22 protein-coding genes and 1 pseudogene are annotated in these 17,853 nt (G+C 72.2%); 13 read left to right on the forward strand and 10 right to left on the reverse strand.

Annotated elements, in window-relative coordinates; translation table 11 throughout:
• Nucleotides 1–142: 142 nt before the first annotated feature.
• Both ACFYP3_RS03150 and ACFYP3_RS03155 read left to right on the forward strand, forming a co-directional pair.
• Entirely contained in the window at nucleotides 143–559 is a 417-nt protein-coding gene (locus tag ACFYP3_RS03150; RefSeq protein WP_388825855.1) for a hypothetical protein, read from the forward strand.
• A gap of 370 nt (nucleotides 560–929) precedes the next feature.
• The gene (locus tag ACFYP3_RS03155) at nucleotides 930–1,991 is read left to right on the forward strand and encodes a hypothetical protein (protein WP_388825857.1); all 1,062 of its coding nucleotides are present in this window, start codon (nucleotides 930–932) and stop codon (nucleotides 1,989–1,991) included.
• 57 nt (nucleotides 1,992–2,048) lie between these two features.
• Here ACFYP3_RS03155 and ACFYP3_RS03160 read toward each other — a convergent pair whose 3' ends face one another.
• Nucleotides 2,049–2,645: a hypothetical protein gene (locus ACFYP3_RS03160; protein WP_388825859.1), complete on the reverse strand. Its 597-nt coding sequence runs from the start codon at nucleotides 2,643–2,645 to the stop codon at nucleotides 2,049–2,051.
• A 426-nt stretch (nucleotides 2,646–3,071) separates the two neighbouring features.
• Here ACFYP3_RS03160 and ACFYP3_RS03165 point away from each other — a divergent pair, with 426 nt between their 5' ends.
• Complete coding sequence (locus ACFYP3_RS03165) at nucleotides 3,072–3,236, forward strand: hypothetical protein (RefSeq protein WP_388825862.1); 165 nt, start codon at nucleotides 3,072–3,074, stop codon at nucleotides 3,234–3,236.
• On the forward strand, nucleotides 3,233–3,703 hold the full coding sequence (locus tag ACFYP3_RS03170) for a hypothetical protein (RefSeq protein WP_388825865.1): 471 nt from the start codon (nucleotides 3,233–3,235) through the stop codon (nucleotides 3,701–3,703). Before ACFYP3_RS03165 ends, ACFYP3_RS03170 begins: the two co-directional genes overlap by 4 nt.
• 53 nt (nucleotides 3,704–3,756) lie before the next feature.
• Here ACFYP3_RS03170 and ACFYP3_RS03175 read toward each other — a convergent pair whose 3' ends face one another.
• Nucleotides 3,757–5,244 carry a DEAD/DEAH box helicase gene (locus tag ACFYP3_RS03175; protein WP_388825868.1) on the reverse strand — a complete coding sequence of 496 codons (1,488 nt, stop codon included), beginning with the start codon at nucleotides 5,242–5,244 and terminating at the stop codon, nucleotides 3,757–3,759.
• Between the two features lie 106 nt (nucleotides 5,245–5,350).
• Nucleotides 5,351–5,845 (reverse strand): MarR family transcriptional regulator, encoded by a 495-nt coding sequence (locus tag ACFYP3_RS03180; protein WP_388825871.1) that lies wholly within the window; start codon nucleotides 5,843–5,845, stop codon nucleotides 5,351–5,353.
• A gap of 92 nt (nucleotides 5,846–5,937) precedes the next feature.
• Here ACFYP3_RS03180 and ACFYP3_RS03185 point away from each other — a divergent pair, with 92 nt between their 5' ends.
• Nucleotides 5,938–6,306, forward strand: coding sequence for an HGxxPAAW family protein (locus ACFYP3_RS03185; protein WP_388825874.1), 369 nt, complete (start codon nucleotides 5,938–5,940; stop codon nucleotides 6,304–6,306).
• Here ACFYP3_RS03185 and ACFYP3_RS03190 read toward each other — a convergent pair.
• Nucleotides 6,224–7,255, reverse strand: coding sequence for a 2-oxoglutarate and iron-dependent oxygenase domain-containing protein (locus ACFYP3_RS03190; protein WP_388825877.1), 1,032 nt, complete (start codon nucleotides 7,253–7,255; stop codon nucleotides 6,224–6,226). The genes ACFYP3_RS03185 and ACFYP3_RS03190 overlap by 83 nt on opposite strands.
• Nucleotides 7,256–7,453: 198 nt before the next feature.
• Here ACFYP3_RS03190 and ACFYP3_RS03195 point away from each other — a divergent pair, with 198 nt between their 5' ends.
• Entirely contained in the window at nucleotides 7,454–7,660 is a 207-nt protein-coding gene (locus ACFYP3_RS03195; RefSeq protein WP_361759745.1) for a cold-shock protein, read from the forward strand.
• A gap of 141 nt (nucleotides 7,661–7,801) precedes the next feature.
• Here ACFYP3_RS03195 and ACFYP3_RS03200 read toward each other — a convergent pair whose 3' ends face one another.
• From ACFYP3_RS03200 to ACFYP3_RS03210, 3 genes are all read right to left on the reverse strand, one after another.
• Nucleotides 7,802–8,380 (reverse strand): TetR/AcrR family transcriptional regulator, encoded by a 579-nt coding sequence (locus tag ACFYP3_RS03200; protein WP_388825880.1) that lies wholly within the window; start codon nucleotides 8,378–8,380, stop codon nucleotides 7,802–7,804.
• Nucleotides 8,377–8,730: a DUF1304 domain-containing protein gene (locus ACFYP3_RS03205; RefSeq protein ID WP_388825883.1), complete on the reverse strand. Its 354-nt coding sequence runs from the start codon at nucleotides 8,728–8,730 to the stop codon at nucleotides 8,377–8,379. The genes ACFYP3_RS03200 and ACFYP3_RS03205 overlap by 4 nt, the downstream gene beginning before the upstream one ends.
• A gap of 124 nt (nucleotides 8,731–8,854) precedes the next feature.
• Complete coding sequence (locus tag ACFYP3_RS03210; protein ID WP_388825886.1) at nucleotides 8,855–9,193, reverse strand: thioredoxin family protein; 339 nt, start codon at nucleotides 9,191–9,193, stop codon at nucleotides 8,855–8,857.
• Nucleotides 9,194–9,283: 90 nt separating this feature from the next.
• Between ACFYP3_RS03210 and ACFYP3_RS03215 the strand changes: the two genes are divergently transcribed.
• From ACFYP3_RS03215 to ACFYP3_RS03225, 3 genes and pseudogenes are all read left to right on the forward strand, one after another.
• Nucleotides 9,284–9,553, forward strand: coding sequence for a hypothetical protein (locus ACFYP3_RS03215; RefSeq protein WP_388826099.1), 270 nt, complete (start codon nucleotides 9,284–9,286; stop codon nucleotides 9,551–9,553).
• 126 nt (nucleotides 9,554–9,679) lie between these two features.
• A complete protein-coding gene (locus ACFYP3_RS03220; RefSeq protein WP_388825889.1) occupies nucleotides 9,680–10,039 on the forward strand; it encodes a YciI family protein in 360 nt (119 codons plus the stop codon).
• A 68-nt stretch (nucleotides 10,040–10,107) separates the two neighbouring features.
• Nucleotides 10,108–11,327 (forward strand): annotated as a pseudogene (locus ACFYP3_RS03225) (RNA polymerase sigma factor).
• A 30-nt stretch (nucleotides 11,328–11,357) separates the two neighbouring features.
• Here ACFYP3_RS03225 and ACFYP3_RS03230 read toward each other — a convergent pair.
• Both ACFYP3_RS03230 and ACFYP3_RS03235 read right to left on the reverse strand, forming a co-directional pair.
• Nucleotides 11,358–12,836, reverse strand: a complete 1,479-nt coding sequence (locus ACFYP3_RS03230; protein ID WP_388825892.1) for a condensation domain-containing protein — start codon at nucleotides 12,834–12,836, stop codon at nucleotides 11,358–11,360.
• 38 nt (nucleotides 12,837–12,874) lie between these two features.
• Nucleotides 12,875–13,159: a hypothetical protein gene (locus tag ACFYP3_RS03235; protein WP_388825895.1), complete on the reverse strand. Its 285-nt coding sequence runs from the start codon at nucleotides 13,157–13,159 to the stop codon at nucleotides 12,875–12,877.
• Nucleotides 13,160–13,284: 125 nt separating this feature from the next.
• Between ACFYP3_RS03235 and ACFYP3_RS03240 the strand changes: the two genes are divergently transcribed.
• Nucleotides 13,285–13,719, forward strand: a complete 435-nt coding sequence (locus ACFYP3_RS03240) for a VOC family protein (RefSeq protein WP_388825898.1) — start codon at nucleotides 13,285–13,287, stop codon at nucleotides 13,717–13,719.
• Between the two features lie 120 nt (nucleotides 13,720–13,839).
• Here the strand turns inward: ACFYP3_RS03240 and ACFYP3_RS03245 are convergent, their stop codons facing one another.
• Nucleotides 13,840–14,586 carry a GntR family transcriptional regulator gene (locus ACFYP3_RS03245; RefSeq protein ID WP_388825900.1) on the reverse strand — a complete coding sequence of 249 codons (747 nt, stop codon included), beginning with the start codon at nucleotides 14,584–14,586 and terminating at the stop codon, nucleotides 13,840–13,842.
• Between the two features lie 228 nt (nucleotides 14,587–14,814).
• On the opposite strand from ACFYP3_RS03245, the gene ACFYP3_RS03250 reads away from it, so the two are divergent.
• From ACFYP3_RS03250 to ACFYP3_RS03260, 3 genes are read left to right on the forward strand one after another with little or no spacing between them, the layout of a single operon-like run.
• Nucleotides 14,815–15,978, forward strand: a complete 1,164-nt coding sequence (locus ACFYP3_RS03250) for an ABC transporter substrate-binding protein (RefSeq protein WP_388825903.1) — start codon at nucleotides 14,815–14,817, stop codon at nucleotides 15,976–15,978.
• Nucleotides 15,978–16,865 carry an ABC transporter permease gene (locus ACFYP3_RS03255; RefSeq protein WP_388825906.1) on the forward strand — a complete coding sequence of 296 codons (888 nt, stop codon included), beginning with the start codon at nucleotides 15,978–15,980 and terminating at the stop codon, nucleotides 16,863–16,865. Before ACFYP3_RS03250 ends, ACFYP3_RS03255 begins: the two co-directional genes overlap by 1 nt.
• Nucleotides 16,853–17,848 carry an ABC transporter permease gene (locus tag ACFYP3_RS03260; RefSeq protein ID WP_388825909.1) on the forward strand — a complete coding sequence of 332 codons (996 nt, stop codon included), beginning with the start codon at nucleotides 16,853–16,855 and terminating at the stop codon, nucleotides 17,846–17,848. The genes ACFYP3_RS03255 and ACFYP3_RS03260 overlap by 13 nt, the downstream gene beginning before the upstream one ends.
• Nucleotides 17,849–17,853 lie beyond the last annotated feature (5 nt).

Consider the following 17,853-nt stretch of genomic DNA (forward strand, 5'->3'; position numbering starts at 1 on the left):
GGCCAGGGGGCGGCCCTGACGAGTCGACAGGATCACGACTCCGTATCTGAATAGGAAACGGAAGGGAAGAGTCCGTTTTGCGTGGTCAGCAGCCGGTAGCGTACGCGCGTTCGATCACGTACACGTCACCAAGGAACCCTTCATGGCCACGCCTCCCGCGCCGCAGTCCCCCGAGCAGCCCGCCGCTCCCGGCACGTTCGACGCCCCCGTCGCGCCGTCCGAGCCCGCGAAGAAGAAGGGCGGCCTGGGGAAGAAGATCCTCGGCGTCGTCGTCGCCATCGTGGTCGTACTGTTCTGGCGCCTGGGCCTCCCCTACCTGACGGGCGAGGCTCCGGTGCACGCGAAGGCCGGCGACTGCGTCGTCGTCACCGGCCCGGAGAACAACCCCAAGGTCGAGAGCAAGGGCTGCACCGAGAAGGTGGGCGACCTCTACAAGGTCGTCAAGGTCGTCGACAACTCCTTCGACCTCGACAAGTGCCAGGGCGTGGCTGAAATCGCTCTCGCGCAGCAGCTCGACGTGGACAAGTTCGTCCTCTGCATGGAGCCCGTCAAGAACTGACGCCCCCACGCGCGGCCGCAGGGGCCGGACCCACCGGGGTCCGGCCCCTGCGGCGCTCCGGGCACCGAACAGCGGCTCGACGAACTACCCGACGGCAGAATCCAACGCGGCGTACCTGGGGGCGATTTCCCGCACCGGGTGAGGGTCGGCATACCGGACAGGGTGGGTGGCGGGCCGAGTACCACCACCTCAGAGCGCGGCCTGGACCACGCGAATGGTCCCCCGGCCTTGAGCGCGACCCGGGCCGTGGCGGTCTCCTGCGTGTCCGGGGGAGGGGATCGGTGTGCTCTCGCGAGCTGGGGGGACTTCCTAACGAGCCTGCGGAAAGGAGATGCTGCAGGCATCGTTTTTCGGGTGAGAGGTGGGGGCCGTGGAGGGTTCTGAGGGCTTGGCGTTAGCCGCCGTGCAGGCGATGACGGCAGTCGCGACTGGGGCGGGCACAGCTGTCGGGCAGGCTGTGGGCGAGGTGGTGCGTGCCCGGCTCGCCCGATTACCGGCCGGCCGCGCCGCGGTGGACGGGCTCGACCAGAGTCCGCAGGACGTGGCAGCGGCAGACATGGTCCGAGGGGTTCTCCAGGAGGAGTTGGCCGGCGATCCCGAGTTCACCGAGCGGCTGCGGCACGCTCTCGTGCCGCCACAACCTTCCTTTCCTCCGCACCACACCAGTGGCAGCATCGTCGTCGGATCCAGCAGACTGCGCGGCAGTCACCTCGCTCTGGGCCCCTTGACGATCAGCAACGTCCGCAATTCCAAAGGGGCGTTGGGCGGGTTCGCGGCTGTGGCTGTTTTGGTGCTCGCTCTGGCACTCTACGGCGGCGTACAGCTGGCCACCGGCGGTGACCGAGACCCGCAGGGCTGGGACCCCCTCGCGCCCAAGCCCAGTGCCGGCAGCGTGGCGTTACGCGACGCGAGTCAGGTTCTTCCCGTCCTCCCCGCCCCGGGGAGCTTGCCGACCGGATGGAGTGTGAAGAGCGGCTTCCCCGGGACGATGCAATGCCCGTCGGACGGTCCCGGTTGCGCGGGCACGTCGATCAGCGCAGTGGCGGAATACACCCCCGCCGGGGAGGTCGATCAGGTGAGGATCGAACTCCGCTCCTACCCCACCCCTGACGCGGCCGCCCAAGGATACGAGGCGCTCGTCCGGCAGCAGAAGAACCGCGGCTCCGGCCTGGACCCGATCTCCTTGCCCGACGTGGGAGGAGACGAGTCGATGGCGGTGTCCTGGGCGATCCACCCCAGCCCCGGTATGACGGAAGCGACAGGAGCCACCTCCGTGGTCAGAGTCGGTACGGTCGCTGCCACCGTCTACCTGCGCGACGAAGGCGCCGGCGGTACGGACCTCGACGTCCTCCAGGCCCTGACCGCTGCCATGGCCGCCCGTATCGGCGAAGCCGTCTCCGGCCAGGAGCCGCAGAGCACCATTCACCTATGACGGGGCTTCGTCCGGCTCTCAGTCCGCCGACGAGCCGCGGGACGGGAGCCGGTCAGCTCATTCGCCTCCGCCCCTCTTGGAACCGAGCTCGCCCGGCTTCTTCGGCACCCACGGGTACCCGGCGGTGGCTTCCTCGGGGTCCGGCTGGCCCATGACCACGCGCCAGCCGTCCTCGCCCGCGGTCCGGACCTGAAGTTCCTTGATCTGGCCGGTGTCGTGGAAATACAGCACGACCACCTGCCTCGTGGAACCCGAGTCGTAGAACTCCGCGGTGACCTTGCCGCGGGCTCCCTCGCCGAACGCCGCGATCCAGTTCTCGGCGGTCTTGCGCGGTTCACCGTCGGTCCCCAGCGCGGCGAGTTCGCCCGCCTTGCCGTCGGCGATCTCCCACACCGCCCGCTGGGTGATCTCCAACGTCCCCCGGCTCGGGTATCCGACCCCGGCCAGCGGCTCGTGCCGGGAGTAGGCGTCGTCGTAGCCGAAGTTCGAACCGTCCGAGCAACCCGTCAGGACGCAGACCGCCAGCAGACAGCCCAGGAACGCGGCCTGACCCTGGCCCCTGCCCGTCACGACCGCCGCATGGTTGTCCACACCCTCCCTCTTCCACTTGAAGAAGAGCAGGTCACCGGAGCGCAGGGAATTGACGTCGGTCACGTAATACGGGGAGCGGTAGCCGAGGAGCTGCCGGCGCAGGTTCTCCGCGCCCGACTATGCGATCCAGTGGGTGGTCCCCCAGGGCCCTGTTCCGCGGCGTCTTGCCGTATAGAAGCGAGTAGCCATACGTCCTCGGTCTTTCTGCGAGTACCCGATGATCTAGGTACGAGAGGAGCAACGTAGGGCTCTGACCAGGCAGTTCCTTCCCGGAAACGGGCAACTGGGGCATAATCTCGCCACGGTGACTCGTTTCTGGTGTGCGAGTGCCTACGCACCCCGCAGCACCTCCCGGGCCCGCCTCGCGCGCCGCGTCGTCCCCGGCGGACAGCCGGTCTGGTTCCGGCAGACCGGCCGCCTCAGGCTGAGAGAGGGCTTGTCGGCACCCTGGCCACAGGCCGTTCGCGGAGGTCGTGTGGAATGGGTGCCATGGGGAGAGGGAAGAAGCAGCAGCGGCCCGGCATAGGCATGCCCGAGCGGGTCCTCGTCAGCGCGATCGCGCGGGACCGCCACGGGCCGGCCGTGCAGGTCGACCGGGAGCCGCTGCCGGACGGCGGCCGGGCCGGGCGCGTACGCGAAGGCGTCGCCCGATGAACCGTTCCGATGCCGTCACGCCCCCGGAGCACTGGCGCTACGGACGCCACCTCGAGGCGCTGGCCGTCGCGCCGGGGGAGGGCGCCGAAGCCGAGGCCGTGGCCGCCGTGCTGCGCGATCCCGATCCGGTGATGGCCGAGAGCGCCGTCGTCACCCACCTCGACCGCAAGGCGGCGCGGCTGCTCGCCGACGAGGCGTTTCCCGCCTGGGCCGGGGCGATGGCCGAGGCGCTCGCGGGGCGGGCCTTCCCCGAGCGCCGGCTGCGGGAGTGGATCCTGCTCAAGGCCATCACCCGGGGCGAGGCCTGGTCCGCCGCGGAGCTCACCGCTGCCTCCGACTGGTGTCAGCGCACCGCCGCCCAGTCGCTCACCTCGTACGAGGCCCTGCGCCTGCTGGCCGCCGGCGCCCGCACCCGCCGCGTCCGCAACGCCGCGGCGGTCCGGCTGCGCAGGCGGACCGCCGTCTGAAACGGCCGGCCGCGGCGGGCACCGCGGCCCGGCCCGTCACACGCCCCGCCCCGTCAGACGCCCCGGCGTACCCGGGCCGCGCGGCGGGCCTCCGCCTGCTGGCGGGCCTCCACCGTCTTGCGGGACTCCTTGCCCTTCCCCGGCCGGCCCGGCCGGGTGCCGATGCCGCGGAAGCCGAGGTCCGACCCCGAGGGCCGGCCCTTGGCGTCGGTCGGCGCGGAGCCGGCCAGCGGCACCCCGGGGGCGGCCTTGGCGCCGGTGATCCGGCTCAGCGCCGCCTCACCCGAGCGGACCTGCGTGATCGTCGGCCGGATCCGGGCGTCGGCCATCAGCCGGACGATGTCACGGCGCTGGTTCGGGGTGACGAGGGTGACGACCCGGCCGGTCTCGCCCGCGCGGGCGGTGCGGCCGCCCCGGTGCAGGTAGTCCTTGTGGTCGGCGGGCGGGTCCACGTTGACCACGAGGTCGAGGTCGTCGATGTGGATGCCGCGCGCGGCGACGTTGGTGGCGACCAGGACGGTCAGTTCCCCGGTCTTGAACTGGGCCAGGGTCCGGGTGCGCTGCGGCTGCGACTTGCCGCTGTGCAGCCCCTCCGCACGTACGCCCATGGCCCGCAGGTGCTTCACGAACTGGTCGACCCCGTGCTTGGTGTCGAGGAACATCAGCACCCGGTTGTCCCGGGCCGCGATCTCGGTCGCCGCCGAGACCTTGTCGGCCGCGTGGATGTGCAGCACGTGGTGGTCCATCGTGGTCACCGCGCCCGCCTGCGGGTCGACGGAGTGCGAGACCGGGTCCTTCAGGTACTGGCGGACCAGCTGGTCGACGTTGCGGTCCAGGGTCGCCGAGAACAGCATCCGCTGCCCCGCGTGGTGCACCTGGTCCAGGATCTCGGTGACCTGCGGCATGAAGCCCATGTCGCACATCTGGTCGGCCTCGTCGAGCACGGCGATCTTCACGCGCTCCAGGTGCACGTCCCGACGCCCGACGAGGTCGCTGAGCCGCCCCGGGGTGGCCACCACGACCTCGACGCCGGTGCGCAGGGCGCTCACCTGCCGCCCGATGGACAACCCGCCGACCACGGTGGCCATCCGCAGCTTCAGGGCCGCCGCGTACGGCTCCAGTGCCTCGGTCACCTGCTGCGCCAGCTCGCGCGTCGGTACGAGGACCAGCGCCAGCGGGCGCTTCGGGTCCGCCTGCTGTCCCGCCGTACGCGCCAGCAGGGCCAGGCCGAAGGCGAGGGTCTTGCCCGAGCCGGTCCGGGCGCGGCCGAGGACGTCCCGGCCGGCCAGTGCGTTCGGCAGCGTCGCGGCCTGGATGGGGAACGGCTCCTTGACCTCCAGGGAGGCCATGGTCGTCACCAGCTCGACGGGCAGGTCGAGCTCCGAGAACGACTCCACCGGTGCCAGTCCCGGCACCTTCGGCTCGTGCATCGTGAACTCGCCCTGCGGCCCGATGCTCCGGGGGGTCTTGCCGCCGGACTTGGCTCCGGGCTTGCCACCGCCCTTCACACCGAAGCGTCCGTGAACTGACGGGTTCCTCATGCAGGGCCTTTCGAAGCAATAAGAAGCAATAAGAAGCAATGACAAGCACTGAAAGCGATCAGTGGATGAAAAGAAGTTGGTCAACCGCCCATGGTACCAGCGGGGCCTAGGCCCCCTCGGCGTCCAGCTCCCCGGAGCGCACCTGGGCGCAGTGGGCGCGGACCTCGACCGCGGCCCGCTCGAACCAGTCGGCGATGACGGCGATCTCGTCGGGGGTGTAGTCGGCGAACAGGGCGCCGAGCCGGTCGTAGAACGGCTGGTAGACCGCCACGACCCGGGCGGCGGCCGCGGGCTCGGCCACCACCCGTACCCGGCGCCGGTCGGTGGGGTCCGGCCGGCGCCGGGCGTATCCGGCGCGCTCGAGGCGGTTGAGGACGCCGGTGACGGCGCCGGTGGTGAGGTCCACCAGCTCGGCGAGGTCACCGGCGGCCAGCGGGGTGTCCCCGGCTCCCAGGATGTGGCCCAGGCAGGTCAGGTCGGTGACGTTGAGCCCCAGCCGCTGTGCCACCTCCTGCTGGCCGACGATGCCCAGGGCGACGTACTGGTCCATGCGCGACATCGCCTCCGCGGCCGTGGCCGCGGGGCGGGGCTTGCCCTCCACGCAGATACTCCTTAGCATCTAAGTTACTTAGCTCGTGAGATAAATGAATCCTCTCTCCGAGCCTACTGCCGCCCGACCGACCAGGGAGAACCATGAGCGCGCACGGCCACGTCGATCTCGGCCACACGGTGGCCGGCTGGACCGGGACCACCCTGGCCCTGCTGGGCTTCGCCGGAGCGGGCGCCGCCGTCTGCGCGTCCTGGACCCCCGGGATCTGGCTCGGCCTCGGCGTCGTCGCCGCGGCCGGGATCGTCACCTGGCTCCTGCACCTCGCCGGCTGGGGCAAGCCGAGCGGGCCCCGCCCGGAGGCCGACTGGGACTGGCGCACCCGGGACACCACCGCCCGCGCCGGGCACGCCGACTGCCTGGGCTGCAGGGTCAGCGGACCGCGCCGAGCCGCGGCAGCAGCCCCTCGGCCTCGATCCGCCGTGTCGTTGCCCGCCGCGGATAGCAGCGCATGAACATGCGCGTGAAGTGCTCCCCGTAGTGGATCGCCGTGTCGTCCCCCGGCTCGGGCCGCAGCGGCCGCACCACGGCATCGAAGCGCGGCTCGTGGAAATAGGCCAGCGTGTGCCGCTCCCGGTCCGCGAGCCGCACCTTGTGCGGGGTCGACAGCAGCGCGCCGCCCGTCAGGAACTGCAGGATGTCCCCGGGGAACACCGTCAGCACCCCCGGTACGGGGGTCACGTACGACCAGCCGGGGGAGTCCTGGGCGAAGCCCGCCGTGCTCTCGCCGGGCAGCCAGTTGCGGGGGCGGCGCTCGCCGGCGACCGGCGGGCGCACGAAGAGGCCGCCGACCTCGTCCTGGGCGGCGATCACGAGCAGTCCGTAGTCGGTGTGCGCGCCGATGCCGCGCTCCGTCGTGCGCGAGGCGGCCGGGAAGCGCAGCACCCGCATGTGGTGCCAGCCGCCGCGGGTCAGCCCGGCGAGCCGGTCGACACCGGCCGGACCCAGCCCGAGGCCGGGGCCCAGGCCGAGCGCCACCAGCCGCAGCAGCCGCTCGCCGAGCGCGCCCACCCCCGCGAGGTAGGCCTCCATGGCCGCGCGGTACTCCGGATCGGGCCAGGGCACCGGTCCGTGGCACGGCAGCCGGCGGTCGGCCGTCAGGTCCGGGGTGATGGTGAAGATCTCCGACGCGTCCCGCTCGCCGGCCGTGACCTCCTCGCCGGAGGCGATGTACCCGCTGTACGAGGTGTCGTTGACGTACGCCGTCTTCTGCGCCGGCGGCCGCGCGAAGAACCGGCGGCTCGCCGCCATCGCCTCCCGCGTGCGTGCCCGCTGCCCCGCGTCGGCCAGGATCTGGAAGATCCCGTCCCGCTGCCAGGCGGCTGTCATCGCCCGGCCGAGGGCCTCGTCCGCCGCCGTCCCCGTCACCCGATCGGGCACCTTGAATGTCGCGAACCCGCTCATGTCCGTCCCCTCTCGGAGGCCTTCCGGACGGCCTCCGGAAGGAGCTGCTCCCCCTTTTCACGGACAAGCCGACAGGAAGTTCGAATGCGCGCCGCGCCACGGTTGGCCGCGTTCAGCGTGTGCTGTGGGGGACCGTTGGGCAGGATCGAGACGGCCGCATATGCGGCCCGCAGTGGAACGTTGAGAAGGATCAGCCAGATGGCAACAGGCATCGTGAAGTGGTTCAACTCGGAGAAGGGGTTCGGGTTCATCCAGCAGGACGACGGCGGCCCGGACGTGTTCGTGCATTTCTCCGCCATCGCGACCACCGGCTTCAAGTCGCTGGAGGAGAACCAGAAGGTCGAGTACAACGTCACCCAGGGCCCCAAGGGCCCGCAGGCAGAGCAGGTGGTCCCCCTCTCGTAGTGCCGCTTCACGAGCCCGGCCCGTGAGCTGAGCCCCGCCGGTCCCCGGCGGGGCTCTCGCACGTCCCGGTCCCGCCGCGGTCTCGTACGTCCGGGGCCCGCCGGGGTCTCGTACGTCGCGTCCCGAGCCCGGAGCGGGCTGCTACCCCGCCCGATGGAGGGCCAGCAGCAGGCGCCACAGGTGGTCCGCCAGGGCGCCCGGATCGGCGGGGACGGCGCCGTGCAGCCAGTCCGCGAGTACGCCGGTGAAGGCGGCGGCCACCGCCGACGCGACCAGGTCCGGGTGCGGGGCTCCCACGGCCGCGCGCTCGGCGCGGGCGCGTTCCCGCAGCTCCCGGTGGAGGCGGTCGCCGAGCGGGCCGCCGCCGCCCGGGAGGAGCAGGGTGCGGTAGAGCGGCCCCCGCTCGGCCGCCCCGGCCAGGAATCCGGCCAGTCCCGCGGGCGGCCGCGCCGGGGGCAGCGCCGCCGGGCCGGTCTGCCAGGCGTGCAGGGCGTCCACCGCGGCGCGCACCACGTCGGCGCAGGCGTCCACGGCGAGCGCGGTGAGGTCCTCGTAGTGCAGGTAGAACGTGGCCCGGCCGACGCCGGCCCGGCGGACCACCGCCGCGACGCTGACCTCCGCGAGCGGTGTGGTGGCGCACTCCGCGAGCAGGCTCTCCCGCAGCCGCGCCTTCGTCCGGGCCGTGCGCGGGTCCGGTGCGCGGGAGTCCGCCGGGCTCACGCGGCCAGCAGCGCCGCGCCGAGGGCGAGGGCGCCGGGCAGGGCCTGGGCGACGAGGATCCGGCGGTTGGCGGTCGCGGCCCCGTACACCCCGGCGACGATCACGCAGACGAGGAAGAACACCTGCGTGGCGAGCGAGTCGATCACGAGCGACCAGATCAGACCGGCGGCCAGGAAGCCGTTGTAGAGGCCCTGGTTGGCGGCGAGCGGCGCGGTGAGGCGGGCGGTGTCGGCGTCGAAGCCGGACAGCGCGCGGCCGGGCGGGCGCTGCCACAGGAACATCTCCAGGACCAGGAAGTACGCGTGCAGTGCGGCCACGAGGCCGATCAGGATCTGAGCGACCGTGTGCATGGCCGCCTCCACTTCTGGGGGCTGAATGAGTGACGAACGGCTGACTGAAGGAACGCTATTTCCTGGACGACTGTACAGGAAATCTCGTCCGGGCCGTGGGGTAGGCCGTCACCCCGCCCGAGGCTCAGAGGTGGGCGTCCAGGAACGCCCGGAACTCCTCGCGCGACATCGGTCCCGCCTGGCTCGCGACCGCCTCACCGTCCTTGATGAGTACGGCGGTCGGCGCCACGGTCACCCCGTAGCGCCGGGTCGGCTCCGGGCACCGCGTCATGTCGGTGCGGACGGCGGTGAAGCGCGTGCCGTACTCCTCGGTCAGTTCGCCGACCACCGCGTCCATCGCGCGGCAGGCCTCGACGGCCTTCGGCCAGCTGCCGCAGAAGTAGGCGAGAACGGGTCCGGTCGTCATCGACAGGATGAAATCGAACTCCTGGTTCTCCAGTGGCTGGTGCACCCGACGTGCCATGCGTGTCGCTCCTCGCTCGTACGCCCCCCGAGCCGGAGGGCGGCCCCCATCATCGCCGCATTGTCAGTGGCACCTGTGAAGCTGATCGACATGGACGACAGGATGCTCCGGCGCCGGGTCTACGGCGCCGACCACGAGGACCCCGACCCGGGCCCGCGCCCCGACCACGCGTACGGCGAACTGGTCGGCGGGCCGCTCGACGGGCTGCTCCTGGACATCACCGGCTGGAGCGCGGCCCGGCTCGCGGAGGAGGCCCGGCTCCCCACGGAGATAGGACGGTACGGAGCGGGCGGCCGCGCCCACTACCTCCGCCGCGCCGGCGACCCGGCCCATTGGGACTGGACGGGTGACAGTCGCTGACGTCCCGGTGGCCGGCTCCGGAAAATCTTCGAAGAATTTCCCGGGAGCTGTCGATCCGGGTGTCTCCCGTTCGACGCAGGGGTGAGAGGCGGGGACAGCCCCCGCCCTCCCGACCGAGGAGTCACCATGCCGCGCTTCCTGACGCTGATCCGCATCAATGAGCAGGAGCTCACCACCGACACCGAGTTCCCGCCCGAGTTCCTGGAGAAGATGGGCGCCTACATGGAGGAGATCACCAAGGCCGGGGTCCTGCTCGACACGGCCGGCCTGCTCCGCACCCCCGAGGGGACCCGGGTGAACTGGTCCGGCGGGAAGATCAGCTACACCGACGGCCCCTTCACCGAGACCAAGGAGGTCGTCGGCGGCTACACCCTGATCCAGTGCAAGGACAAGGCCGAGGCCCTGGAGTGGACCAAGCGGTTCCTCGAGATCCACCCGGCGGAGTGGAACGTCGGCGCCGAGGTCCGGGAGATCGAGGAGATGTGATCCCGGGGCGCTCGCGCCGCGTTTGCCCCGGCCCGTCACGGCTGCTCTGATGGGTGGCCGTGACGGCAGTGAGTGCGGCCCAGGCGGTCGAAGCGGTGTTCAGGATCGAGTCCGCGCGGATCATCGCCGGCGTCGCCCGGATCGTGCGGGACGTCGGCATCGCCGAGGAGATCGCCCAGGACGCCCTGGTCGCGGCGCTCGAACAGTGGCCGGAGTCCGGCGTCCCGGACCGGCCGGGCGCCTGGCTCACGGCCACCGCCAAGCACCGCGCCATCGACCTCGTCCGCCGCAAGGAGACCTACGCGCGCAAGCTCGCCGAGGTGGGCCGCGCCCTGGAGGACGTACCGCCGCCGGCCGAACCGGCGGACCCCGAAGACATCGACGACGACCTGCTGCGCCTGATCTTCACCGCTTGCCACCCCGTCCTGGCCACCGAGGCCCGGATCGCCCTCACCCTGCGGCTGATGGGCGGGCTGACGACCCAGGAGATCGCCCGCGCCTTCCTGGCCACCGAACCCGCCGTCGCCCAGCGGATCGTCCGGGCGAAGCGGGTCCTCGCCACGGCCGGCGTCCCCTTCGAGGTCCCCTACGGAACCGACCGCGAGGCGCGGCTCTCCTCGGTCCTGGAGGTCATCTACCTCATCTTCAACGAGGGTTACTCGGCCACCGCCGGGGACGATCTCCTGCGCCCCGCGCTCTGCGAGGACGCGCTGCGCCTGGCCCGTGTCCTGGAGGGCCTGATGCCCAGGGAACCCGAGGTGCACGGCCTCGCCGCGCTGCTGGAGTTCCAGGCGTCCCGGACCGCCACCCGCACCGGCCCCGACGGGGAACCGGTGCTGCTCGCCGACCAGAACCGGGCCCGGTGGCACCGCCTGCTCATCGCCCGCGGCGTGCGGGCCCTCGGCCGCGCCGGGAACGGCCCCTACTCCGTGCAGGCCGCCATCGCCGGCTGCCACGCCGCGGCCGTCCGCTACGAGGACACGGACTGGCCGCGGATCGCCGCGCTCTACGGCCGCCTCGTCCGGTTGGTCCCCTCGCCGGTGGTGGAGCTCAACCGGGCCGTGGCGGTCTCCATGGCCGAGGGGCCGCAGGCCGCCCTGCCGCTGGTCGACGCCCTGGCGCAGGAACCGGCCCTGAGCGCGTACCACTTGCTGCCGTCCGTACGGGGCGACCTGCTGGAGCGGCTCGGCCGGCGCAGGAGGCCCGCGCGGAGTTCGAGCGCGCGGCCTCGCTCACGCGCAACGCGCAGGAGCGCGGTCTGCTCCTGCGGCGCGCGGCCCGTCTCTGAGGACGGGACGACGACCCCCGGGCCCCGGGGTCAGCGGCGCCGCGCGTACGCGGCGACGTCCAGCGGGGTGCCCACCGGCCGCCGCGGCGGCGTCAGCGCGATGGGCCGGCGGAAGCCCCCGGAGCGGACGATCTCCTGGAGGGTGCGGCGCAGCGCCTCCTGGAAGTCGTCCATGGTCCGGCGGGCCGCCGGGGTGTCGACGTACAGGGAGTTCATGTGCAGCCCGTCCGTGTCCCGCTGGAACCACGAGCAGGCCCCGTTGGCGCGCGCCGACCACACGTGGGTGGTGGGCCGCCAATCCTCGTGGCGCTCGGCGCCCGGGCACCGGCGCATGTCGATGTACGAGAAGAAGTTCACCGGATGCGGCCAGGCGCGGGCGGCGAACTCCTCGGGCGCCAGCAGCTCCCACGCCCGCACGAACGGCACATCGACGTGGCCGATCATCTCGGTGAAGCCGGCCCGCACCGAGGCCATGACCTGGGCGAAGTCGCGGCCGGGGGAGGCGTCGAACTCGATGGGCATGGTGTTGACGAACCAGCCCACGGAATTCGTCCAGGTGTCCCGGCCTCGCTCGCTGACCGGCATGAGGCCCCGGTAGACGCCCGGCCCGCCGGCTTCGCGCAGACACACGGCGACGGAGGCGAGCACGCCCATGAAGGGCTTGCCGCCGACCGTCAGGCAGGTCTTCTCGAAGACCTCGGCCTCACCGGCGTCCAGCAGCAGGGAGGCCTCGTTGACGATCGGGTACATCCGGTCGGGCTCGACTCCCAGGTCGAGCGGGAAGCGCGGGAAGAACTCGCCGGCCCGGCCCATGAACTCCTTCCAGTAGTCCAGGCGTTCGTCGCGGGCGTCGATCGACAGGTAGCGGCGGCGCTGCTCGTCGGCGAAGTCGAGGTAGCTGGGGGCGGGCGGCAGTTCGACGTCCTCGCCGCGGCACAGGCCCTCGTACGTGGTCATCACCTCGCGGGCGACGATCGGCATCGACATGCCGTCGCAGACGATGTGGTCGAAGGTGAGGTAGACCGTCGCGGAGTCCTCGCGGATCACCGCGCCCATGATGAACAGCGGCCAGGCGAGCGTGTCGATGCTCTGCTGGAACCGTTCGACGAGGAATCCGTTCAGCAGTTCGGCGGTCTCGAAGGTGCCCACGTCCAGGGGGTCGAGGGCGAGCCCGGCGGGGTCGAAGGGCTCACAGGCCAGCTCGCCGGCCAGCCGGCGGAAGGCGCACCGCAGCACCTCGTGCCGCCGGACGAAGGTGAGCAGGGACTGCGCCAGGGCCTCCTCGTCGAGCGGGCCCGCCACCTCGAAGGTGACCGCTACCCAGGACGCGACCGGGTCGTCGGCCGCGCGGCTCTCCTCGGCGACGGTGAAGTGCTTGTCCTGGTTGAAGGACGCCTTCCTGCTCGCCGGATCGTCCGTGCCGCCGGCGTCCGCCGACGCGGACCGGAGCCGCCATTCGACCACCCGGCCGGGCGCCACGTGGTGCATTTCCAGAGGAAACTGCCGCATACCGTCATCCCTTCGTCCCCCGGATCAACCCCCAGGCCCTAACGACCCCCGGCCCGGGGAGGTGACGAACCACTTGCGGCGGGCCGGATGCGGGGGCGTGCGCGGGGGGCGCCGACGCCCTGCTCGGCCCGCCGTGCCGTGCCGTGCCGTACGTGGCCTGCACGCCAGGGGCAGCTGATGCGGATGTCGCCCGCGTCGGTGGTGCAGGTGCCGGTGCCGTAGCCCGCGCGGATCGTGTCGTTGCCGGTGGTGGCGCCCGGGGTGCCGGAGGCGGTGTCGCCGGTGCTGACGGTGGCCGGCGCCCCGGCCTTGGTCACCGACACGGTGCGCCCCCTCCGCGAGAGCAAGGGGGCGGGCGTAGGCCGAGGGGCGGGGCTTCCCGGCTCGTCCGGCTCCGGCCGTCGGGCACACGCCGTGTGCCGGCGCCGGTAGGGGGCAAACGGCGTGCATGACCGTACCCAAGACCCCCGTTCTCGTCCTGGACAGTGCCGAGCCCGAGCTGCTGGCACGGTTCTACGCCGAACTGCTCGGTGCCACCACGGGACCCGCCCCGGGTGACGAGGGGCTCATCCTCGTCACCGGCCGCGCCGGCGTGGTACTCGGAATCCGCCACGACCCCGACCACGCACCACCCAGCTGGCCGCTCCCCGAAGGTTCCCAACAGGCCCATGTGTGCATCCTGGTGGAGGCGCGGCACCTGGACGACGCCGAGCGCGAGGCCGTGTCCCTCGGGGCCCGCCCGGTGGCCGCGGAGGGCGACGGCAGCATGCCGGGCAGCCGGACCGGCCTGCGCCGCTACGCCGACCCGGCCGGCCACGGCTTCGTCCTCTCCGCGGTCCCCGAGGACGTCGCACCCCAGGCCCCGCGGGCCGACATCCCGTGACAGGTGGCGAGGGGGCCCTCACCTGACCCGGAGCCCGGGCCGGGGTGCCCGGTCAGGGCCCGGACCGAGTCGTCGACCAGCTGCCCGTGGCCGCCGCCCCCGGTGGCCGCCGGGCTTCGATCAGCGGTCGCCGGTGCGCCGTTCCAAGGGAGTTGCTACTGCCGAGTTGCTCACACTGAAGGTCACGCTGCCGGCCCGGTAACGGTCGTCCGACCACTCGATCGGGCGACCGGTCGCCGTGGCGGAGACGTGCCGCTGGCGCAGCAGCGGGCTGCCGCGCCGGACCGCCAGCAGCCGGGCGTCCTCGCTGCCGGCCGGAAGGGCGTCGATGAGGTGTTCGCCGTAGTGGGCGACGACCCCGGAGTCCTCCGCGAGCCGGTTCATGATGGAGCGGCAGTCCTCCGGCATCGCCTCCACGGCCGCCGCGACCCAGTCGGGGTAGGCCGTCCGCTCGACCATGGTGGGCTCCCCGTCGAGCAGGCGCAGCCGCAGCACCGCGAGGACCTCGGCGCCCGGTGCCACCGCGAGCCGTTCCGCCTCCTCGGTGGTCGCGGGCCTGCGCGTGCGGGAGAGGAAGCGGCTGGCGGCCTCGTGCCCGACCCCGTCGGCCCACTGGGCGAAGCTGTTCAGCTCGCCGAAGCTGTGCCTGCGCTCGTGGCGCAGGACGATCCTCCGCGCGCCCTGCCGGGAACCGATCAGTCCCTCGGCGGCGAGGGTGGCCACCGCCTGGCGGACCGTGCCGCGCGACGCGGACCACCGGGCGGCCAGGTCGCTCTCCGAGGGCAGTTGGGAGCCCACCGGGTGCTCGCCGGAGAGGATCGCCCGGCGCAGCGCGTCGGCGATCTCCAGATACCGGACCGTGCCCATGCCCTTCGCCCCCTGATCGGTGTGTGCGGATCACGCGGATCACCCCGTCGATTCTGCACTCATGATCATTCCAACATGCCCTGTCACGACTTATTCCGGTCGTTCTCATCTCTTCGTCGAGCCGTGCTCCCGGAGACGGGCGCCGTTCACCGTCCGTACAGCGGGCCCGGGCGAACTGGTGCCAACTTGTTCAGACAAGTGAACCCACCCTCGTCTCCGGGAGAGACCGTGCTCAGTTCCTCCGCCCGTCGCGGTGCGGCCGTACTGCTCAGCGCCGCCGTACTCACCACGCTCAGCGCGTGTGGTGCGGCACCCGACCAGAAGTCCGGTGGCGCCGGCGCCACCAAGACCGGCGTACAGCCGGGCGCCGCGGCCTCGGTGGCCGACTTCGGCTCGATGGAGGCCCTCGTCGCCGCCGCGCAGAAGGAGGGCAAGCTCAATGTGATCGCGCTGCCGCCGGACTGGGCGAACTACGGCGAGGTCATCAAGGCCTTCGAGGCCAAGTACAAGATCAAGGTCAACAGCGAGAACCCGGACGCCTCCAGCGCCGACGAGATAGCCGCCGTCAAGTCCCGCAAGGGCCAGGACCGCGCCCCCGACGTGCTGGACCTCGGCATCGCCTTCGCCCGCAGCGGCGCCGCCGAGAAGCTCTTCGCCCCGTACAAGGTCACCGCCTGGGACAAGATCCCCGGCTCCCAGAAGGACGCCGACGCCCGCTGGTACAACGACTACGGCGGCTACGTCTCCATCGGCTGCGACGCGGCCCGCATCACCACCTGCCCCAAGACCTTCGCCGACCTCCTCAAGCCGGAGTACAAGGGCAAGGTCGCCCTCAACGGCAACCCCACCAAGTCCGGTTCGGCCTTCGGCGGCGTCTACGCGGCCTCGCTCGCCAACAAGGGCTCCTTCGCGGACATCCAGCCGGGCATCGACTTCTTCGGACAGCTGAAGAAGAGCGGCAACTTCATCCCGGTCGAGTCCACCCCGGCCACCGTCGAGAAGGGCGAGACGCCCATCTCCATCGACTGGGACTACCTGAACGCCGGCTACGCCGAGCAGTTCAAGGGCAAGGGCGTCGACTGGAAGGTCACCGTCCCCGCCGACGGCGTCTTCGCCCAGTTCTACTCGCAGGCCATCAACGTGGACGCCCCGAACCCGGCGGCCGCCCGCCTGTGGATGGAGTTCCTCTACAGCGCCGAGGGCCAGAACCTCTGGCTCAAGGGGCACGCCCGCCCGGTGCTGCTGCCCGTCATGACCGAGGACGGCACCGCCGACAAGGACGCCGTCACCAAGCTCCCGCAGGTCCAGGGCACCCCCGCCTTCCCGGCCTCCGCGGAGCTCGACCGGGCCAAGGCCACCCTCGCCGAGAAGTGGGACAAGGCACTCTCCTGATGTCCACCTCCGACTCACACGCCGCCGGCGGCACCGGTCGCCGGCGGCGCGGCCCGCGCACCTGGCTCGCGGCCCTCCCGCTCCTCGTCTTCACCGGGCTCTGCTTCGGCATCCCCCTCGGCGCCATGGCCTTCGGCGCGGTCACCCGCACCGACCAGGAGAGCGGCGCCACCCGGCTGACCGGCGAACACCTCACCCGCTCGCTCCAGGGCCCCTACCTCGGCTCGCTGGTCGGCAGCGTCCAGCTCTCTGCCCTCACCGCACTCGTCGGCGCAGTGGTCGGCGTCGTGATCGCCCAGGCCGTCGTCACCTCCCGCTCCAAGGGCCTGCGCAGCGCGGCACTGACCGCCTCGGGCGTGCTCGCCAACTTCGGCGGCGTGCCGCTCGCGTTCGCCTTCATCGCCACCGTCGGCATCTCCGGAGTCGTCACCCAGCTCGCCGATCTCGGCGGCCTCGGCTGGAACCTGTACTCCTTCACCGGCCTGACCGTGGTCTACCTGTACTTCCTGATCCCGCTGATGGTCCTGGTGATCGCCCCGGCGCTGGACGGACTGCGCCCGCAATGGCGCGAAGCCGCCCAGAGCAGCGGGGCCACCGGATGGCAGTTCTGGCGCCACGTCGGCCTCCCGGTGCTCGCCCCTTCCCTGCTAGGCGGGTTCGTGCTGCTCTTCGGTACCGCCTTCGCCGCCCACGCCACGGCCGCGGCCCTCGTCGGCGGCTCCGTACCGCTCGTCACGCTCAAGATCGCGGACGCGCTGTCCGGGAACGTGCTCACCGGCCAGGAGAACGTGGCGCTCGCCCTCGGCCTCGACATGATCCTGATCGCCGGCCTGGTCATGGCGGTCTACCTGCCCCTCCAGCGACGGAGCGCCCGATGGCTGCGATGAACACCCCCGCCCCGCCGGCCCGGGCCACCCCGCCCGCCCGCCTTCCGGTGCAGGACCACCCGGACCGGCCGGTGCGAGGAACCTCCGAGGATTCGCGCCCCGATGCCACCCCGCGCGGCACCCCGGCCCGGCGGATCCGCGGCCCCCGCCGCCCCGGGATCTGGCGCGGCGCCGTCCTCGCCCTGGCCGGCGTCTACTTCCTCGGCCCGCTCGTCGCCTCCTTCGTCTTCACCGTGCACGTGCCCGGCCAGGGCGTCAGCTTCGAGGCGTACGGCGAACTGCTCTCCGCCGACGGCTTCACCGAGAGCCTGCTGCTCTCCCTCGGCCTCGCCGCCGCGACCATCGCGCTGTCGCTGCTCCTCGCGGTGCCCGCGCTGGTGGCCGTACGCATCGGCTCCCCACGGCTGCGCCCGGTCGTCGAGGTGATGTGCATGCTGCCGCTGGTGGTGCCGCCGATCGCCCTGGTCACCGGAATATCCACGGTGCTGCGCTGGGGCCCCGAACACCTGTCGAGGACCCCGCTCTACCAGACCTTCATCGCGGTCCAGAACGAGAAGTTCCCCGTCGTCCTGGTCCTCGCCTACACGGTCCTGGCACTGCCCTTCGTCTACCGCTCGCTCGACGCGGGCATGCGCGCCGTCGACGTGCCGACGCTCGTCGAGGCCGCCCGCAGCTGCGGCGCGAGCTGGCCGTACGTCGTCCTGCGCGTGCTCCTGCCGAACCTGCGGGCCTCGCTTGCCGGCGCCGCCTTCCTCACCCTGGCGCTGGTGCTCGGCGAGTTCACCATCGCCTCGCTCCTCGGGTTCCGGCCGTTCGCCGTGTGGATCGTCTCGATCTCCGGAGCCCAGGCCCGCATGTCGGTGGCCGTCTCCATCCTCAGCCTGCTCATCACCTGGCTGCTGCTGATCGCCCTCTCACGGGCGGGGACCACCCCCTCCACGGCCACGGCCGCCCCCGCCACCACCTCCCGCAAGGAGTCCTGACCCCC

Origin of the sequence: Streptomyces sp. NPDC005533, assembly GCF_042871845.1 — a bacterium.
Lineage (GTDB): Bacteria > Actinomycetota > Actinomycetes > Streptomycetales > Streptomycetaceae > Streptomyces.

Bases quoted from the DNA above. Each gene is read 5' to 3' on its own strand.
- ACFYP3_RS03150 (WP_388825855.1), top strand. From the start codon at position 143: ATGGCCACGCCTCCCGCGCCGCAGTCCCCCGAGCAGCCCGCCGCTCCC.
- ACFYP3_RS03165 (WP_388825862.1), top strand. From the start codon at position 3,072: ATGGGGAGAGGGAAGAAGCAGCAGCGGCCCGGCATAGGCATGCCCGAG.
- ACFYP3_RS03170 (WP_388825865.1), top strand. From the start codon at position 3,233: ATGAACCGTTCCGATGCCGTCACGCCCCCGGAGCACTGGCGCTACGGA.
- ACFYP3_RS03175 (WP_388825868.1), bottom strand. From the start codon at position 5,244: ATGAGGAACCCGTCAGTTCACGGACGCTTCGGTGTGAAGGGCGGTGGC.
- ACFYP3_RS03185 (WP_388825874.1), top strand. From the start codon at position 5,938: ATGAGCGCGCACGGCCACGTCGATCTCGGCCACACGGTGGCCGGCTGG.
- ACFYP3_RS03190 (WP_388825877.1), bottom strand. From the start codon at position 7,255: ATGAGCGGGTTCGCGACATTCAAGGTGCCCGATCGGGTGACGGGGACG.
- ACFYP3_RS03195 (WP_361759745.1), top strand. From the start codon at position 7,454: ATGGCAACAGGCATCGTGAAGTGGTTCAACTCGGAGAAGGGGTTCGGG.
- ACFYP3_RS03205 (WP_388825883.1), bottom strand. From the start codon at position 8,730: ATGCACACGGTCGCTCAGATCCTGATCGGCCTCGTGGCCGCACTGCAC.
- ACFYP3_RS03210 (WP_388825886.1), bottom strand. From the start codon at position 9,193: ATGGCACGTCGGGTGCACCAGCCACTGGAGAACCAGGAGTTCGATTTC.
- ACFYP3_RS03215 (WP_388826099.1), top strand. From the start codon at position 9,284: ATGGACGACAGGATGCTCCGGCGCCGGGTCTACGGCGCCGACCACGAG.
- ACFYP3_RS03220 (WP_388825889.1), top strand. From the start codon at position 9,680: ATGCCGCGCTTCCTGACGCTGATCCGCATCAATGAGCAGGAGCTCACC.
- ACFYP3_RS03230 (WP_388825892.1), bottom strand. From the start codon at position 12,836: ATGCGGCAGTTTCCTCTGGAAATGCACCACGTGGCGCCCGGCCGGGTG.
- ACFYP3_RS03240 (WP_388825898.1), top strand. From the start codon at position 13,285: ATGACCGTACCCAAGACCCCCGTTCTCGTCCTGGACAGTGCCGAGCCC.
- ACFYP3_RS03245 (WP_388825900.1), bottom strand. From the start codon at position 14,586: ATGGGCACGGTCCGGTATCTGGAGATCGCCGACGCGCTGCGCCGGGCG.
- ACFYP3_RS03255 (WP_388825906.1), top strand. From the start codon at position 15,978: ATGTCCACCTCCGACTCACACGCCGCCGGCGGCACCGGTCGCCGGCGG.
- ACFYP3_RS03260 (WP_388825909.1), top strand. From the start codon at position 16,853: ATGGCTGCGATGAACACCCCCGCCCCGCCGGCCCGGGCCACCCCGCCC.